This is a genomic window from Paracoccus sp. BR5-17 (assembly GCF_055693925.1).
In genome coordinates, this window is the sequence record NZ_JBVFUV010000003.1 from 486,416 (window position 1) to 503,496 (window position 17,081).

A 17,081-nucleotide genomic window follows, 5' to 3' on the forward strand; every position below is an offset into this window, starting at 1 on the left:
TGGCAATCCCGCGGTTTGCGCCTATGTTCCAGCCGCAACGACCTGAAAGGACGCATCCCATGTCCCTGCGAATCAACGACATCGCCCCCGATTTCACCGCCCCCTCGACCGAGGGCGAGATCCGGTTCCACGACTGGCTGGGCGACAGCTATGGCATCATCTTCAGCCATCCGCGCGACTTCACGCCTGTCTGCACGACCGAGTTCGGTGCGGTTGCCCAACTGGTCCCCGAATTCGAGAAGCGCAACACCAAGGTCCTGGGCGTCTCGGTCGATTCGGTCGAGGATCACGGCAAGTGGAAGCGCGACATCGAGGCCGTGGCGGGCGCGCCCGCCAACTTCGCGATGATCGACGACCGGGACCTGACCGTTGCCAAGGCCTACGACATGCTGCCCGCCGACTACTATCTGCCGACCGAGGGCCGCACCCCCGCCCATTCGGCCACTGTGCGCAGCGTGTTCATCATCGGGCCGGACAAGAAGATCCGGCTGACCATGACCTATCCGATGTCCATCGGCCGCAACTTCGCCGAGATCCTGCGCGCCCTGGATGCGGTGCAAAAGACCGATGGCGTTCCCATCGCCACGCCCGCCAACTGGGTTCCGGGTCAGGACGTGATCGTGGCCCTGTCCCTTGACGACAAGGCGGCCGAGGAACGCTTTGGCCCGCTGGACATCAAGCTGCCTTATCTGCGGTTTGCCAAAGACCCGGCCTGATCAGCGGGCAGAGGGCGCGGACCGCGGCGCGCGATCCGCGCCGGGCCAGCCGTAATGGGCGATCATGGCGGCAATTGCCCGGTCGTTGCCGGTTCCCTGCAGGTTGTCGGTCCGCAGGCTCTGCGCCTGGCTGCCCTCCCATTCCAGGATGCGGATCCGCCCGCCGATCTTCTGCGCCTCGACCCCGTTCAGGCGGTGCATCCAGTACAGCCACACGTCGTCCGAACGCGGCGCAAGCCGAAGGAACAGGTCGCTGCGCGTCGCGTCCGGGTGCAGGACCCGGGGCGCGTAGATCACCCCGCTGACCCCGGTCAGGAAGGTCAGGGGCGACGATTCGGGCGCATCGACGTTGCGGTGCCACTGGGCATAGGGCGCGGGAAAACCGTCGCGCAGCGTGATCCGGTGCGCACGGTGGCAGGCAACGCGCGCGCCCTGCCCCGCCGCGGCGACCAGCCTCTCCAGCCAGTCGGCCGGGTAATAGACATCGTCATCGGCCGTCACCACGAAGGCCTCGGGGTGGGCCAGCAGGGTCGGGACGATCTTCTTGTAGGACCGCCAGTTCGGGCAGGTCAGCACCTCGAGCCCGGCAAGCGCGCGCACGTCGGCGGGCAGCAGCGCCTCGTGGCCGTCGTCCAGCCACAGGATCACCCGGTCCGGCCGGACGGACTGGCGCAGGATCGCCTGCAGCGTCAGGCCCAGCGTGGCGAAGCGCCCCGGATAGCTGGTCAGCGACACCACCAGCGGAGCGGGCAGACCGTGCGCACGCCCCCGCCCATCGGGGCGGGCGGCGATCTCGGCCCTGGCGCGGGCCAGCCTGCGGCGGTGCTTGAAGGCGCGGAAGGCGTCCGAGATCATGCCTGATCCCAGGCCTGGCGCAGCCAGTCGATCCTGCCGATGCGGCGATACCACTTGTGGCCGCGCCCGGCGAAGACATCCTCCATCTTCGGCGCGCCCGCGAACAGGACGATCCTGGTTCCGGCCGGCAGGGCGGGATCGCGTAGATAGCTGGCGACGTGGCGCGGCACGCAATGGTTCTTGAAACTGACGCACCAGCCCTTGGGCCAGTAGTGCAGGTGTCCATGCGCCGCCAGTTGCGCGGTCTGGAACTGCTGGCTGATCTCATACTGGCGCACCGCCGCCTGCGGATCGGCCAGATAGGCGTCCAGGATATAGGCGTGGTCTCCGACCCGGTATCGGAACACGCTGGAATTGCCGACGCTGTGCAGAAAGCGGTCCCGCGCGGGGTTGATCCGCCGCAGCGGCTTGGGGCGGAACAGGTCGTCGTCGCGGATGATGAAGAATGTCCCCGGCAGGTCGAAGAACGGCCCCAGATCGTCCACCACGACCAGATCCAGATCCAGAAACAGCGCCGTCTGCCCCGTCAGGCCCCCCAGGTCGCGCCGGAACAGCCCCAGCTTGCGCCAGCGCAGATCGGCATGTCCCGGGGCCAGGCCCAGCTCGGGCAGGGGCATCGCCTCGACCCCCGCATCCAGGCCGGCGGCATCATCGGTGAAGCAGACGAAGCGATGCGGCCGCGCCAGGTGCCGCCGGACCTGGGCCGCCAGCCGGTTCACATCCGCAGCCGAATAAAGCGTGCCCCACTTGATCGTCAGGATCAGGGCCTGGGGGTCCGCCGTCATCTGTCGTCCTTTCCTTCGCCTTTCTCCCGATACGCCAGCCAGCATCCCGCCTGCAATCCATGATCCGGCCGCAGATGCGGCAGCGATGTTGCCCGGCGGCGTCCGCGCCCGTATGGTTGGGTGCCGATGCGATCTCACGGACCTTGCAGTGACCGACCCGATCCAGACAACCAAGGTTGCCTATGTGACCGACCGCGGCTTTCTTGAACCGACCCTGGTATCGGTCTGGAGTCTGCTTCGGCACCTGAGTGGCCCGGCCCAATTGCATTTCTGGGGCGACGGACTTCAGGCGGCGGACTGGGTGAATGTCCGCAAGGTCGTGTCGGGCAACCCCCAGGTCACGTTACACTGTCTGGACATCAGCAGCGGTTTTCTTGAAGGCGCGCATGGCCCGCAGGGCTATATCTCGGCCGCAACCATGGGCCGTCTCCATATCCCCGGCCGGCTGGACGGCCACGTTCTGTACATCGACGGCGACACGCTTGTGACCGGCGACGTGGCGCCTCTGTTCCGCTTGGACCTGGGCCGGGCCTATGCCGGCGTCGTGCACGACTATACCGTCGCCCACTGGCTTGCCGACCCGAGCGGAAGGACCGGCGCCCGGGAAGCCAGGCTGGCCGAGATCCGCGGGATGATGGACCCCGTTCCCGCCAGGGACTACTTCAACGCCGGCGTCATGCTGCTGAACTGCGACACTTTGCGCGCAGAACCGGCGGTGATGGAACGGATGATGGACGTTGTCGCGGCATCGGCGTGCAGCCACGGGGACCAGGACCATCTGAACGCCCTGTTCCGGGGCAATGTCGTCCACTTGGACCTGGGATGGAACGCGTCTTGGGGCCGGATCAGGAAGCACCGCGACCATCTGGCGCGAAACGGGATATCCGTGGATGGGGCCATGCCCGGCGGCATCCGCATCCTGCATTATCACGGGCCGGAAAAGCCGTGGCGGCAGGGGGGCTGGGACATCTGGTCGTCCCGCGGCCGCGCGAAGCTGGCCTATCGGTTGGCCTTGCGGCGCTTCCTGCACGCCTTTCCCGACCTGCGCCCGACCTGACAGCCCCATGACGCCTTGCAGGAGATCGACATGACGCCCGGCAGTTCCTTTCGTCCCGGAGGCAGCGGTGCGCGTGCGCTGCTGGTGGGGCATTTTTCCACCGTTGGCGATGTCGAAGTTCTGCACCAGGTCCAGACGAGGCTTGATGCCCTTGGAATGGGCTACGACGTGTCCCCCTATACGGACGCCCCTCTGTCCATCGACGCCTCCTGGCTGGACAAGCACACGGTTGATCCGTCGCGTTATACGCATCTGATCGTCATCTGCGGCCCTTTCACGCCGCGGATGGCGGTGCAGCACCAGGCGATCTTCGGCCGGTTCAAGCATTGCGTTCATATCGGCGTCAACCTGACGATGGTCGAAAGCCTGCGCGACTTCAATCCGTTCGAGGTTCTGCTGGAACGCGACAGCGACCGAACCGTGCGCGCCGATCTCAGCTTTCGTGAGCCGACCAGGCCCATGCCGGTGGTCGGCCTGTGCCTTGCCAGCGCACAGCGCGAATATGGCGGGCGGCGGCGCGGGGATCTGGCCGCGCTGAAGCTGCGTCAGCTGATCCGCGATTCTGGTGTGGCCTTCATCGAGATGGACACATCCACGCCGGTCCAGACCAACCGCTTCGGCATCTCCAGCGGCGCCGAGTTCGAGGCGATCTGCCGCCGGCTTGATGCAATGCTGACGACCCGGCTTCACGGCATGGTGCTGGCGCTGAAGAACGGCATCCCGGTGCTTGCCATCGATCCTGTCGCAGGGGGCGACAAGGTCACGCGGCAGGCGGAGAAGCTGGGCTGGCCCGAGGTCTTCGATACCGACAGGGTCAGTGACGAAAGCCTTGTGGCGGCTCTTGCCCGGTGCCTTTCGCCGGATGCACGGGACAAGGCGGCGCTGATCCGCGACGCGGCCATAGCCTCTCTTGCCGATTTCGACGCACAGTTCGCCCAAGCCCTCTCGGCGCCGGCCGATCCCGCCCTGAGGGAAAACCTGATTCCCCCCGTCGGCCGGATCGAGGGGCTGCGCAGGCGGTTCAAGGCATGGAAGCGACGGCGCAGGGCCTGGGGACGCGCACGATAGGCGGCAATGCAAAAGGCCCCGCAAGCGCGGGGCCTTTCCTCCACGGGATCAGCCGATCACTCGGCCGATTCCTCAGCCTTTTCGGTGATCTCCTGGCCGGTTTCCTGATCGACCATCTTCATGCCCAGGCGGACCTTGCCGCGGTCGTCGAAGCCCAGCAGCTTGACCTTGACCTCCTGGCCTTCCTTCAGCACCTCGTTGGGGTGATTGAGGCGCTTGTTGGCGATCTGGGACACGTGGACCAGACCGTCCCGCTTGCCGAAGAAGTTCACGAAGGCGCCGAAATCCACCAGCTTGACGACCTTGCCGGTGTAGATCCGGCCCTCCTCGGGTTCGGCCACGATGGAATAGATCATGTCGTGCGCCTTCCTGATCGAATCGGCATTGGCCGAGGCGATCTTGATGGTGCCGTCGTCGCTGATGTCCACCTTGGCGCCGGACACCTCGACGATCTCGCGGATCACCTTGCCGCCCGACCCGATCACCTCGCGGATCTTGTCCGTGGGGATCTGCATCGTCTCGATGCGCGGGGCGTGGGCGCTGAACTCGCGGCGGCCTTCGGTCAGGGCCTTGGCCATCTCGGCCAGGATGTGCAGGCGGCCGTCCTTGGCTTGCGCCAGGGCCTGCTGCATGATCTCGGGCGTGATGCCGGCGACCTTGATGTCCATCTGCAGCGAGGTGATGCCCTCGGCGGTGCCGGCCACCTTGAAGTCCATGTCGCCCAGGTGATCCTCGTCGCCCAGGATGTCGGTCAGGACCGCATAGCGGCCGTCGTCCTCGAGGATCAGGCCCATCGCCACGCCCGCCACGGGTGCCTTCAGCGGCACCCCCGCGTCCATCATCGACAACGAGCCGCCGCAGACCGAGGCCATCGAGGACGATCCGTTCGATTCGGTGATCTCGGAGACGACGCGGATCGTGTAGGGAAAGTCGGTCGGCGCCGGCAGCACCGCCTGCAGCGCGCGCCAGGCCAGCTTGCCGTGGCCGATCTCGCGGCGGCCGGGCGAACCGACGCGGCCCACCTCGCCCACCGAATAGGGCGGGAAGTTGTAGTGCAGCAGGAAGTTCGACCGGAAATTGCCGTTCAGCGCGTCGATGATCTGTTCGTCGTCGCCGGTGCCCAGCGTGGTCACGACCAGGGCCTGCGTCTCGCCGCGGGTAAACAGGGCCGAACCGTGGGTGCGCGGCAGCACGCCCACCTCGCTGTCGATCGGGCGGACGGTGCGGGTGTCGCGGCCGTCGATGCGGGCGCCGCCATTGATGACGTCACCGCGCAGGATGCCCGATTCCAGCTTCTTGAGCGCCGAGCCCAGGTTCGGGTCGGCCAGTTCTTCCTCGGACAGGTTGGCCACGATCCTTTCGCGCACCGCCTGGATGGCGTCGCGACGCTCGGACTTGTCGATGATGCGGTAGGCGGCGCGCATCTCGGTTTCGCCCAGGTCCTTCACGCGGGCGTACAGCGCGCCGTAGTCCGGCGACTGGAAGTCGAAGGGCTCCTTGGCGGCGGCTTCGGCCAGTTCGATGATCAGGTCGATCACCGGCTGCATCTGTTCGTGGCCGAACTTGACGGCGCCCAGCATCTCGTCCTCGGTCAGCTCGTAGGCTTCCGATTCGACCATCATCACGGCGTCCCGGGTGCCCGCCACGACCAGATCCAGGCGCTGTTCGGGATTGGCACGCAGATTGTCCATGTCCGCCACATCGGGGTTCAGGACATACTGGCCATTGGCGAAGCCCACGCGGGCCGCCCCGATCGGACCCATGAAGGGCACGCCCGAAATGGTCAGCGCGGCCGAGGCCGCGATCATCGCCACGATGTCGGGGTCGTTCACGAGGTCATGGGACAGGACCGTGCACATCACCAGCACTTCGTTCTTGAAGCCCGGCGCGAACAGCGGGCGGCAGGGCCGGTCGATCAGGCGCGCGGTCAGCGTCTCCTTTTCAGTCGGCCGAGCCTCGCGCTTGAAGAAGCCGCCGGGGATCTTGCCCGCGGCATAATACTTTTCCTGATAGTGGACCGTCAGCGGGAAGAAATCCTGCCCCGGCTTGGGTTCCTTCGCGAAGGTCACGTTGGCCATGACGCTGGTTTCGCCCAGGGTGGCGATCACGCTGCCGTCGGCCTGACGGGCAATCTTGCCCGTTTCCAGCGTGAGCGTTTCCTGGCCCCACTGGATGGATTTCTTCACTTCATCAAACATCTGGTTTCCTCTGGGCCGCGCCAGCCCTCTGGCAGCGGCCGTGTCTATGGCGGCCCCATTGCCGCCGCCCCTATCCTTTGCATGTGCCCCAGGGCCTGGGCGTCACGTCGCAGATGGCCGGGGCCTTACAGGAAAACGAGCCGTTTGGGAAGTGGACAAGCGGCGCCCCCGCCGCCCTGGTCAGCGGCGTCTGGGACAGATCGCCCCGGAACGGGGGCCGGCGGAAAAACGAATGGCCCGCGGCGACAGGCCGCGGGCCATGGACGGGAAGAACAGGCCGGCTAGGCCGCTGCCGCTTCTTCGCGCGGGGCGGCCACGATGGAAGGCTGCACGGCCGTTCTTTCGGCCGCTTCCTTCTGGGCCGGATCGGCCTTGGGCGTGACCCTGAGCGTGTCGAGCAGGTTCAGCAGCTTTTCACGCTCCATCCCCCGGATCGCCCAGGCCCGCGCACGCTCTTCCTCGGTCGGCTCTCTGGCTTCAAGGCTGCGGGCCGGCGCGGCGAACGGCGTCGGTGCGGGCTCGGCCGCGCGAGGCGCCGAGATCATCGCCGATGCGGACCCGGCTGCCGGCAAGGAAGCAGCCAGTTCCACCATCTGCAGCGCCTTGTCCGAAAGATCGAACCTGAAGCCGGTTTCGGGCGCCGCCACCGGGGCGGGCGGCGGCGGACTGGACCCGGATACAGGCGCGGCCGCAACCTGCGAGGTTTCCTGCGGTGCCGTCACTTGCTGGGATGCCGGCTGCGACGGAGCCTGCTGCGGCGCCGCCTGCTGGCTTGCCGCGACTGCCGCGGTGCTTTGCGGCGTTGCTGCGGCAGGATACGTCCCGGGGCTGAGGAGGGGTTTCAGAAGACTGAGTACCATTTGCACATTCCTTGATTAAAACGACCTCATTCTGACAGGCCTTCAGGAACGGCGCCAATGGAAAGCCCTTTGAATTTTAACCTTTCTTTAACCATACCGGCGCTTTTCATGCAAACGCCCGCGATCTCTCGCGGGCGTCCGGCAGTCCGGTCGATCTGCGATCAGCGGCGCAGGCCCAGCTTGCCGATCAGGTCGGTGTAACGGGCCTCGTCCTTCTTCTTGAGATAGTCCAGCAGCTTGCGACGCTGGGCAACCATCATCAGCAGGCCGCGACGCGAGTGGTTGTCCTTCTTGTGCGTCTTGAAATGCTCGGTCAGGGTGGCGATGCGCGACGACAGGATCGCGACCTGCACCTCGGGCGAGCCGGTATCGCCGGCGGCGGTGCCGAATTCCTTGATGACGCGGGCTTTTTCTTCAACGGTGATCGACATCGGGTTCTCCTTTCGGGAAGGGGTTATGGCGCAGGCCGGGATGTCGTCCAGCACAGGCCCGTGGAGTGTCCGTCCGGCCAAACCGGGTCGGATGGGCGCCCATACAGGAATTGCGGGCCGGGGAAAAGGGGTTGCGCGTCAGGCTGGCAGCCTGACCAGGACGATATCCGCCGGCGCAAGGCCCCCGCCCTGCAGCATCCGGGCCACGGGATCGCCGTTCACCGTCACCAGCAGCGTGCCGTCCCTGTCCGGGATCATGTCGATGCTGGCATCGGACGCCAGGTGCTGCGGCAGATGCAGCACCAGCTGATCCTCGCGCGCGTCGAAATCGGCGATCACGGGCAGGTCGCCGCCGCCCTCCTTCAACACGAACCGGTCCGCCCCCTGCTGCCCTTCGGCAAAATCGCCCGCCCCGGGCATCAGGCTGTCGTCGCCCTCTCCTCCGCGCAGCCAGACGGTCCCGGGATCGTCGTCGCCCACCAGGACGTCATTGCCGCGGCCGCCGTCCAGATCGTCGCCGCCGCCGCCCGCCACCAGCACATCGTCGCCGTCATGTCCGGCTAGCCAGTCGTTGCCGGCACCGCCGAACAGCGCGTCGTTCCCGTCCCCGCCCAGGATCGTGTCGTCGCCCTCGTCGCCCCAGGCGGTATCGTCGCCACCCTGCCCCGCCAGCGAGATCGTCGCCCGCGCCGCCATGAAGCTCGTCCCGGCCAGAAGGCTCGGAGGTGCCGTCGCCCTGAACCCAGTCGTCGCCCGCGCCCGCGACGATGGTGTCGTCGCCTGCGCCGCCCTGAAGGTCGTCCGCCCCTTCGCTGCCCTCGATCAGATCGTCATCCGCCGGAGCTTCGGGCAGAGGCGGCAGCACCGGATCCCCCGGATCGGCGACGGGTTCGGGCGACGGCCAGTCGATCTCCTCGGCGCCCGCTTCCTCGGTCTGGTCGGAACTGACATCGCCCACCTCGCCGCTGTCCGGCTCGGCCAGGACCGGGGCGGGATCGTCGAAATCGCCCTCCCCCTCGGGGTCCTGCCCGCTGGAGGTCAGATCAAGCGCCGCACCGGCGGCTGCAAGCGCCATGAGACTGGCAAGCACGAACATGGCACCACACCCCAAGCCACCGCCACCTGTCCTCGATACAACCGCAGGGTGCTGCTCACCAACCGGTTTGTTCATAAACTGTTAATCGTGCCGGGGCGCGGGGCATGAAAAAACCCGCCGGTGCGGCGGGTTCGTTTCGTCTTCGCGGTGATCGCGCCGATCAGCCCTGGCGGGCCTTGAAGCGGCGGTTGGTCTTGTTGATCACGTAGATGCGGCCCTTGCGGCGCACGATCTGGCAGTCGCGATGCCGGCTTTTCAGCGAGCGGAGCGAATTGCGAACCTTCATCGGTTTTTTCTCCATCACGCGGCTCGCAGCCGCAGGAAAACGAAAGACCCCCGACCAACCTGCCGGGGGCGGCGAAATCATGGTGGGCGGTACTGGGATCGAACCAGTGGCCACTACGATGTCAACGTAGTGCTCTACCGCTGAGCTAACCGCCCGTTGCCGGGGCCGTCCCATCCGCCTTCCCAGGAAAGCAGCGGAACCGCCGTCGGTCCGCGTGTCTATATAGGGGGGACCGGGGGGTTTCAAGCCCTATCGCGGCACGAAAATTGGCGCTTATATGGGCGCAGCGGAAATGCCTGACGGGGTTCGTCTTGACCGAAACCGATCTGCCTGTCCTGATCGACCGGCCCCGTGCTTGGGCCAGCGGCGTGATCTTCGGATCGCCCCATTCCGGCCGCATCTATCCCGACTGGTTCCTGCAGGGAACGAAGCTGCCGGCCCGCACGCTGCGATCGTCGGAAGACGCCTTCGTGGACCGCCTGATCGCCTGCGCGCCGTCCTTCGGCGCCGTGACGATTCGGGCCCAGGTGCCGCGCGCCATCGTCGATCTGAACCGCGCGCCCGACGAAATCGACCCGCTTGTGGTGCGCGGCGTCCCGCGCCATCCGCTGAACCAGCGGACCCTGGCCGGCCTTGGGGTGATCCCGCGAGTCGTGTCGCAGGGGCGCCCGATCCTGGAACGGCCCATCGACCGGGCCGAGGCCGAGCGCCGCATCGACGCCTATTGGCGCCCCTATCACCAGGCCCTCGCGGGTCTGATCGCCGAGGCGCGGGCGCGGTTCGGGCAGGCGATCCTGATCGACATGCATTCGATGCCCCACGACGCGCTGAACCATCTGCACGGGCAGCGCCCCGACATGGTGCTGGGCAACCGCCACGGGCTGTCGGCCTCGGCGCGCGTGTCGGATGCGATCATCGCCGCCGTCGAGGCCGAGGGCTGGCGGATCCGGCGCAACTCGCCCTTCGCGGGGGCCTATATCTGTTCGGCCTATGGCAGGCCCGGCCACAACGTCCATGTCGTCCAGCTCGAGATCGACCGCGCCCTCTACATGGACGAACGGACCATCACCCCCAACGACCGTTTCGACGATGTCGCCGCCCGCATCGGGCGGGTGATCCGCACGCTGGCGGCCCTGGACGCGGGCGGGCGGGAAGGTCCGGCGGTCGCGGCGGAATGAACCCTCGCCTTGGTGGGGCCGCAGGCTCTTCGCGGGGACTTTCTGGGCGCCGGCGTTTCAGCGCAGCGCCGCGACGCCGCGCACCAGGGGACGCATCGCGTCGCCCTTGACCATCCAGCTTGTCGCGAAGGCGAAGGTGGCGACGGTCTCCAGCCAGAAGACCGGGTGCAGGCCGGCCAGGCTGTCGTCAAGGCCCGTCGCGAAGATCAGGCCGATCAGGCCGATGCTGGCGATGATCGTCCAGCCGCAGAGGCGATAGATCCGGTTCGAGGCGTCCTTTTCCGGCCCGTCCACCGCGCCCTTGGTGAACAGCACCAGGCAATAGACCGCAAGCGCCCCGAAAAACACCGCCGCCGCGCCCAGGTGGACGGCGGATGACAGGCCCGGTGCGACGCTGTCCGCCAGGCATTGCAGCAGCGTGCAGGCCCGCCCGTCGGGCAGAGGCTGCCCGGGGGCGGTCGGCACCAGGGCCACCAGCGCCACGGCCACGGCCGCCACGCGGGCGGTGCCCTTGTCGGTGATCAGGTCGTCGGCATCGGGGCGGAAGCCTTCGTAGCTCCACAGAAAGACCGCCTGCGCGATCAGGGTGCCCACGAAGATCTCTCGCATCGGCGAATAATAGGCCGAGGAGATGCTGGGCAGCCGATCCCCGGTCAGAAGGCCGTAGCCCAGCAGGGCCAGCGGCAGGAAGAAGCCCAGACCGCCGATGGCCCGCCTGACCGCCAGAAAGGACAGCACGAGGTCGTTATGCGCCTTCTGCGACATGCCGCGCTGGTCCCGCATGGGGCGCCTTCCTTCGGTGATCCCGCCGTTCCGGGGCAGACTGGCGCGGATGGCGCGGCCGGTCAATCAGCCGCGCATCTGGGCCAGGATCGCCTGGGCGGCGGCGCGGGGATCGGCGGCCTGCCAGATCGGCCGGCCGACCACGATGTGATCGGCCCCCGCGGCGATGGCGCTGGCCGGGGTTTCGACGCGCTTCTGGTCGCCCGGCGCCGCGCCTGCCGGGCGGACTCCGGGCGTCACGATCAGGCGCGATCCCGGCAAGGCCCGGATCGCCGCCGCCTCGCGCGGGGAACAGATGATGCCGTCGGCCCCGACCTCGAAGGCGCGGGCGGCGCGTTCCACGGTGATCTCGTGCAGGTCGCCCGGCCGGATCATGCCGGCGTCCAGATCGGCGCGCTCCAGCGAGGTGAGGATCGTCACGCCCAGGATCTTCAGCGCCGATCCGGCGGCCCCTTCCCGGGCGGCGCGGATCACGTGGGGGTCGCCGTGGACGGTCAGGAAGTCCAGGTCGAACCGCGCCAGGCCGCGCACGGCGGCCTCGACGGTGGCGCCGATGTCGAACAGCTTCATGTCCAGGAAGATGCGCTTGCCGTGATCCTGCTTCAGTTCGTTGGCCAGCGCCAGCCCGCCCCCGGTCAGCATCCCCAGGCCGATCTTGTAGAAGCCGACCGCGTCGCCCAGCCGCTGCGTCAGTTCCAGCCCCGCCACGGCATCCGGCAGGTCCAGTGCCACGATCAGCCGGTCGTCCATGCTTCACCCCTTGCCCCTGAAATCGCGGCCTTATCGCACAGCATCCCGGTGCTTGAAAGTGCCGCAAAAGTCACCAGATCATCATCGAAGACCCGGACCGGGACGTGCCTTTCGGGCGTCCGCGACACGGGGGCTAGGACAGGAGAAGTGCCGATGAACATGGAAAAGTTCACCGAACGGTCTCGCGGCTTCATGCAGGCCGCCCAGACCATCGCGATCCGCGAGGAAAACCAGCGGGTCATGCCCGAACATCTGCTGAAGGCCCTGATGGACGACGACCAGGGGCTGTCGTCGAACCTCATCACGCGATCGGGCGGCGATGCCCGCCGCGTCAAGGAGGCGGTCGATGCCGCCGTGGCCAAGCTGCCCAAGGTGAAGGGCGGCAACGGCCAGGTCTATGTGGATCCCAGCATGGTCCGCGTGCTGGACGAGGCCGAGCAGGTCGCCAAGAAGGCCGGCGACAGCTTCGTGCCGGCCGAGCGCATCCTGATGGCGCTGGCGATGGTCAACACCAATGCCCGCGACGCGCTGACGGCGGGCGGCGTGACCGCGCAGAAGCTGAACGCGGCCATCAACGACATCCGCAAGGGCCGCACCGCCGATTCGGCCAGCGCCGAGGACAGCTACGAGGCGCTGGAGAAATACGCCCGCGATCTGACCCAGGCCGCGCGCGACGGCAAGATCGACCCGATCATCGGCCGCGACGAGGAGATCCGCCGCGCCATGCAGGTGCTGTCGCGCCGCACCAAGAACAACCCGGTGCTGATCGGCGAACCCGGCGTCGGCAAGACCGCCATCGCCGAGGGCCTGGCGCTGCGCATCGTCGATGGCGACGTGCCCGAATCGCTGCGTGACAAGCGGCTGATGGCGCTGGACATGGGGGCGCTGATCGCCGGGGCCAAGTATCGGGGCGAGTTCGAGGAGCGCCTGAAGGCGATCCTGAAGGAGATCGAGACCGCCGCCGGCGAGATCATCCTGTTCATCGACGAACTGCACGTTCTGGTCGGCGCCGGCAAGACCGATGGCGCGATGGACGCCGCCAACCTCATCAAGCCCGCGCTTGCCCGGGGCGAGCTGCACTGCATCGGCGCGACGACGCTGGACGAATACCGCAAGTATATCGAGAAAGACGCGGCGCTCGCCCGGCGCTTCCAGCCGGTGATGGTCAACGAACCGACGGTCGAGGACACCATCAGCATCCTGCGCGGCATCAAGGAGAAGTACGAGCTTCACCACGGCGTGCGCATCAGCGACGCGGCGCTTGTCGCGGCGGCGACGCTGAGCCATCGCTACATCACCGACCGCTTCCTGCCGGACAAGGCCATCGACTTGGTGGACGAGGCCGCATCGCGGCTGCGCATGGAGGTGGACAGCAAGCCCGAGGAGCTGGACCAGCTTGACCGCCAGATCCTGCAGATGCAGATCGAGGCCGAGGCGCTGAAGAAAGAGGACGACGCGGCATCCCGCGACCGGCTGGAGCGGCTCGAGAAGGACCTGTCCGAACTGCAGCAGCGCAGTGCCGAGATGACGGCCCGCTGGCAGGCCGAACGCGACCGGCTGGAGGGATCGCGCACGCTCAAGGAGCAGCTTGACCGGGCGCGCGCCGAACTGGACCAGGCCAAGCGCGAGGGCAACCTGGCCCGCGCGGGCGAACTGTCCTACGGCATCATCCCGGGGCTGGAACGCAAGCTGGCCGAGGCCGAGAACGGCGGCGCCGACGGGCTGATGGTCGAGGAAGCGGTGCGCCCCGAGCAGATCGCCGAGGTGGTGGAACGCTGGACCGGCATCCCCACCAGCAAGATGCTGGAGGGCGAGCGCGAGAAGCTGCTGAAGATGGAAGAACAGATCGGCGCCCGCGTCATCGGCCAGCAGGAAGCCGTGGTGGCCGTGTCCAACGCCGTCCGCCGCGCCCGCGCCGGCCTGAACGACGAGAACCGCCCGCTGGGCTCGTTCCTGTTTCTGGGTCCGACCGGCGTCGGCAAGACCGAACTGACCAAGGCGCTTGCCGAATACATGTTCGACGACGACAGCGCGATGGTGCGCATCGACATGTCCGAGTTCATGGAGAAACATTCCGTGGCCCGGCTGATCGGCGCCCCTCCGGGCTATGTCGGCTATGACGAGGGCGGCGTGCTGACCGAGGCCGTGCGGCGGCGTCCCTATCAGGTGATCCTGTTCGACGAGGTGGAAAAGGCCCATCCCGACGTCTTCAACGTGCTGTTGCAGGTTCTGGACGACGGGGTTCTGACCGATGGCCAGGGCCGGACGGTGGACTTCAAGCAGACGCTGATCATCCTGACCTCGAACCTGGGGTCGCAGGCGCTGTCGCACCTGCCCGAAGGCGCCGATTCGACCGATGCGCGCCAGCAGGTGATGGAGGCGGTCCGGGCGCATTTCCGGCCCGAGTTCCTGAACCGTCTGGACGAGATCATCATCTTCCGGCGGCTGTCGCGCGCCAACATGGATGGGATCGTCGACATTCAGTTGCGGCGCCTGCAGGAACGCCTGGCCCCGCGCAAGATCACGCTGGAACTGGACGAATCGGCGCGCAAGTGGCTGGCCGACCAGGGCTACGATCCGGTCTTCGGGGCGCGCCCGCTGAAGCGGGTGATCCAGCGGGCCTTGCAGGATCCCCTGGCCGAACTGCTGCTGTCGGGCGAGGTTCTGGACGGCCAGACCGTGCATGTCAGCGCCGGCCCCGACGGGCTGATCGTCGGCAGCAGGCTGGGCAAGGCCGGTCCCAAGCTGGGCGCCGTGGGCGAAGGCCCCCGGCCGGACGCCACGGTTCACTGATCGACCAGCAGGAAACGCCGGGCTACGCGCCCGGCGTTTTTCTGTCCCGGAACCGCCAGAAACCCGCAGGGAGGAGGGGACGGATCTCTGGCGGCCCGGCGGACCATCCGCCGACTTGGGGACGACAGGGGAAAAACATTCACAGGCCCCATGAACCCGGAAATAGCGCCTGGACGGGCCGGCATCACGCGATCCCGCGCGGGTGACGGCCGCCTTTCAGGAAAAACCCGGATCGCTGCCTGCGCGGCGGGCAGATCGCCCGGCAGGCAGGCAGGCCGCGGGTGTCAGGCGGTTCGACCCGCCACCTGCGCGATGCCCAGGATGTTCAGGACCTTCGCCTCGATATGGGCGGCGTTCAGGGCCGAGGTGTCGTACATCGCATGAGGGGCGTCGTGATCCACGAAACGGTCGGGCAGCACCATCGACCGGAACCGCAGGCCGCGATCGAACACCCCCTCATCGGCCAGAAGCTGGGCGACATGGCTGCCAAATCCGCCGACCGCGCCTTCCTCGATGGTGATGAGCGCGTCGTGGGTCGCGGCCAGGCGCAGGATCAGGTCGCGGTCCAGCGGCTTGGCAAAGCGGGCATCGGCCAGCGTCGGGCTGATGCCGCGCGCGGCAAGGCCCTCGCAGGCCTTCTGCGCCTCGGACAGGCGGGTGCCGAAGGACAGGATCGCCACCCCCCGCCCCTCGCGGAGGATGCGGCCCTTGCCGATTTCCAGGATCTGCCCGCGCTCGGGCATCTCGACCCCGGTCCCCTCGCCGCGCGGGAAGCGGAAGGCGATGGGGCCGCTGTCATGGGCGGCGGCGGTGGCCACCATGTGCATCAGTTCGGCCTCGTCGGCGGCGGCCATGACGACCATGCCGGGCAGGTTGGCCAGAAAGGCGATGTCATAGGCGCCCGCATGGGTCGGCCCGTCCTGGCCCACCAGCCCGGCGCGGTCGATGGCGAAGCGCACCGGCAGGCGCTGCACCGCGACGTCATGGACCACCTGATCGTAGGCGCGCTGCAGGAAGGTCGAATAGATCGCGCAGAAGGGCTTCATGCCGCCCGCAGCCAGCCCGGCGGCGAAGGTGACCGCGTGCTGTTCGGCGATGCCCACATCGAAGCTGCGGCGCGGGAAGCGTTCGGCGAACTGCTTGAGGCCGGTGCCGTCCGGCATGGCGGCGGTGATGCCCACGATCCGGTCGTCGCGCCCGGCCTCGTCGATCAGGGCGCGGGCGAAGACGGCGGTATAGCTGGGCGCGTTCGACTTGGCCTTGGCCTGCACGCCCGTGACCACGTCGAACTTGCCCGTCGCATGGCCGCGGTCGGCCGCGTTCTCGGCCGGGGCGTAACCCTTGCCCTTCTTCGTGACGGCGTGGATCAGCACCGGACCGGTGGCGCGCGCCTTCACCGTGCGCAGCAGCGGCAGCAACTGGTCCAGATCATGCCCGTCGACCGGCCCGACATAGGAAAAGCCCAGTTCCTCGAACAGGGTGCCGCCGACAGTCATGCCCTTCAGCATTTCCTTGGCCCGGCGCGCGCCTTCCTGGATGGGCGGCGGCAGCAGGCCAACGGCGCCCTTGGCCGCGGCCTTCAGATCCTGGAACGGGCGGCGCGAATAGAGGCGGGTCAGATAGGACGACAGCGCCCCCACAGGCGGGGCGATCGACATCTCGTTGTCGTTCAGGATCACGATCAGCCGCTTGCCCAGGTGGCCGGCGTTGTTCAGCGCCTCGAAGGCCATGCCCGCGCTCATGGCGCCGTCGCCGATCACCGCGATGGCGTCGCCCGGATCGCCGCCCAGGTCGCGCGCCACGGCAAAGCCCAGTGCCGCGGAAATCGAGGTCGAGGAATGACCTGCCCCGAAGGGGTCATAGGGGCTTTCGGCGCGCTTGGTGAAGCCCGCCAGCCCACCGCCCATGCGCAGCGTGCGGATGCGGTCGCGCCGGCCGGTCAGGATCTTGTGGGGATAGCACTGGTGGCCCACGTCCCAGATGATCTTGTCGCGCGGCGTGTCGAAGACCGCGTGCAGCGCCACGGTCAGTTCCACCACCCCCAGGCCCGCGCCCAGATGCCCGCCGGTGACGCTAACCGCGCTGATGGTTTCGGACCGCAGCTCGTCGGCAAGCTGGTGCAGCTCGCGGTCGCTCAGCGCCTTGAGGTCCGAGGGCAGGGCGACCCGGTCGAGGAGCGGCGTGGTGGTCAGGTCGGTCATCGGCTGGCCTTCTGTGCAGGCAGG

Annotated in this window: 16 protein-coding genes and 1 tRNA gene; 5 read left to right on the forward strand and 12 right to left on the reverse strand. The window is 67.7% G+C overall.

Translation table 11 applies throughout. The annotated features are described in order from the left end of the window. Positions 1 to 59 precede the first annotated feature (59 nt). Positions 60 to 716: a peroxiredoxin gene (locus tag ACZ1HC_RS03670; RefSeq protein ID WP_472698808.1), complete on the forward strand. Its 657-nt coding sequence runs from the start codon at positions 60 to 62 to the stop codon at positions 714 to 716. Here the strand turns inward: ACZ1HC_RS03670 and ACZ1HC_RS03675 are convergent, their stop codons facing one another. Continuing rightward, a complete protein-coding gene (locus ACZ1HC_RS03675; RefSeq protein WP_472698809.1) occupies positions 717 to 1,571 on the reverse strand; it encodes a glycosyltransferase family 2 protein in 855 nt (284 codons plus the stop codon). Beyond that, positions 1,568 to 2,356 carry a hypothetical protein gene (locus tag ACZ1HC_RS03680; protein ID WP_472698810.1) on the reverse strand — a complete coding sequence of 263 codons (789 nt, stop codon included), beginning with the start codon at positions 2,354 to 2,356 and terminating at the stop codon, positions 1,568 to 1,570. The genes ACZ1HC_RS03675 and ACZ1HC_RS03680 overlap by 4 nt, the downstream gene beginning before the upstream one ends. Before the next feature lie 148 nt (positions 2,357 to 2,504). Between ACZ1HC_RS03680 and ACZ1HC_RS03685 the strand changes: the two genes are divergently transcribed. Next, positions 2,505 to 3,413, forward strand: coding sequence for a glycosyltransferase family 8 protein (locus ACZ1HC_RS03685; protein ID WP_472698811.1), 909 nt, complete (start codon positions 2,505 to 2,507; stop codon positions 3,411 to 3,413). 30 nt (positions 3,414 to 3,443) lie between these two features. Continuing rightward, on the forward strand, positions 3,444 to 4,481 hold the full coding sequence (locus ACZ1HC_RS03690) for a polysaccharide pyruvyl transferase family protein (RefSeq protein ID WP_472698812.1): 1,038 nt from the start codon (positions 3,444 to 3,446) through the stop codon (positions 4,479 to 4,481). Positions 4,482 to 4,537: 56 nt separating this feature from the next. Here ACZ1HC_RS03690 and pnp read toward each other — a convergent pair whose 3' ends face one another. The 7 genes from pnp to ACZ1HC_RS03725 all read right to left on the reverse strand — a co-directional run bounded on the left by pnp (position 4,538) and on the right by ACZ1HC_RS03725 (position 9,507). Continuing rightward, positions 4,538 to 6,679: a polyribonucleotide nucleotidyltransferase gene (pnp, locus tag ACZ1HC_RS03695; protein ID WP_472698813.1), complete on the reverse strand. Its 2,142-nt coding sequence runs from the start codon at positions 6,677 to 6,679 to the stop codon at positions 4,538 to 4,540. A 281-nt stretch (positions 6,680 to 6,960) separates the two neighbouring features. Beyond that, positions 6,961 to 7,539, reverse strand: a complete 579-nt coding sequence (locus ACZ1HC_RS03700) for a hypothetical protein (RefSeq protein WP_472698814.1) — start codon at positions 7,537 to 7,539, stop codon at positions 6,961 to 6,963. Between the two features lie 161 nt (positions 7,540 to 7,700). Further along, positions 7,701 to 7,970 (reverse strand): 30S ribosomal protein S15, encoded by a 270-nt coding sequence (gene rpsO / locus ACZ1HC_RS03705; protein WP_103172335.1) that lies wholly within the window; start codon positions 7,968 to 7,970, stop codon positions 7,701 to 7,703. Positions 7,971 to 8,108: 138 nt separating this feature from the next. Further along, positions 8,109 to 8,588: a hypothetical protein gene (locus ACZ1HC_RS03710; RefSeq protein WP_472700773.1), complete on the reverse strand. Its 480-nt coding sequence runs from the start codon at positions 8,586 to 8,588 to the stop codon at positions 8,109 to 8,111. Continuing rightward, positions 8,521 to 9,066 carry a hypothetical protein gene (locus ACZ1HC_RS03715; protein WP_472698815.1) on the reverse strand — a complete coding sequence of 182 codons (546 nt, stop codon included), beginning with the start codon at positions 9,064 to 9,066 and terminating at the stop codon, positions 8,521 to 8,523. Before ACZ1HC_RS03715 ends, ACZ1HC_RS03710 begins: the two co-directional genes overlap by 68 nt. 160 nt (positions 9,067 to 9,226) lie before the next feature. Then, positions 9,227 to 9,352, reverse strand: coding sequence for a type B 50S ribosomal protein L36 (gene ykgO / locus ACZ1HC_RS03720; RefSeq protein WP_028725484.1), 126 nt, complete (start codon positions 9,350 to 9,352; stop codon positions 9,227 to 9,229). A gap of 80 nt (positions 9,353 to 9,432) precedes the next feature. After that, positions 9,433 to 9,507: transfer RNA gene (locus ACZ1HC_RS03725), tRNA-Val, on the reverse strand. Positions 9,508 to 9,663: 156 nt separating this feature from the next. Between ACZ1HC_RS03725 and ACZ1HC_RS03730 the strand changes: the two genes are divergently transcribed. Further along, positions 9,664 to 10,530: an N-formylglutamate amidohydrolase gene (locus ACZ1HC_RS03730; protein ID WP_472698816.1), complete on the forward strand. Its 867-nt coding sequence runs from the start codon at positions 9,664 to 9,666 to the stop codon at positions 10,528 to 10,530. A 57-nt stretch (positions 10,531 to 10,587) separates the two neighbouring features. On the opposite strand, the gene ACZ1HC_RS03735 is transcribed toward ACZ1HC_RS03730, so the two are convergent. Then, entirely contained in the window at positions 10,588 to 11,313 is a 726-nt protein-coding gene (locus tag ACZ1HC_RS03735) for a hypothetical protein (protein ID WP_472698817.1), read from the reverse strand. 66 nt (positions 11,314 to 11,379) lie between these two features. Beyond that, positions 11,380 to 12,063 (reverse strand): orotidine-5'-phosphate decarboxylase, encoded by a 684-nt coding sequence (gene pyrF / locus ACZ1HC_RS03740; protein ID WP_472698818.1) that lies wholly within the window; start codon positions 12,061 to 12,063, stop codon positions 11,380 to 11,382. A 153-nt stretch (positions 12,064 to 12,216) separates the two neighbouring features. Between pyrF and clpB the strand changes: the two genes are divergently transcribed. After that, entirely contained in the window at positions 12,217 to 14,856 is a 2,640-nt protein-coding gene (clpB, locus tag ACZ1HC_RS03745; protein ID WP_472698819.1) for an ATP-dependent chaperone ClpB, read from the forward strand. Between the two features lie 284 nt (positions 14,857 to 15,140). On the opposite strand, the gene dxs is transcribed toward clpB, so the two are convergent. Further along, a complete protein-coding gene (gene dxs / locus ACZ1HC_RS03750) occupies positions 15,141 to 17,057 on the reverse strand; it encodes a 1-deoxy-D-xylulose-5-phosphate synthase (protein ID WP_472698820.1) in 1,917 nt (638 codons plus the stop codon). Positions 17,058 to 17,081: the final 24 nt, after the last annotated feature.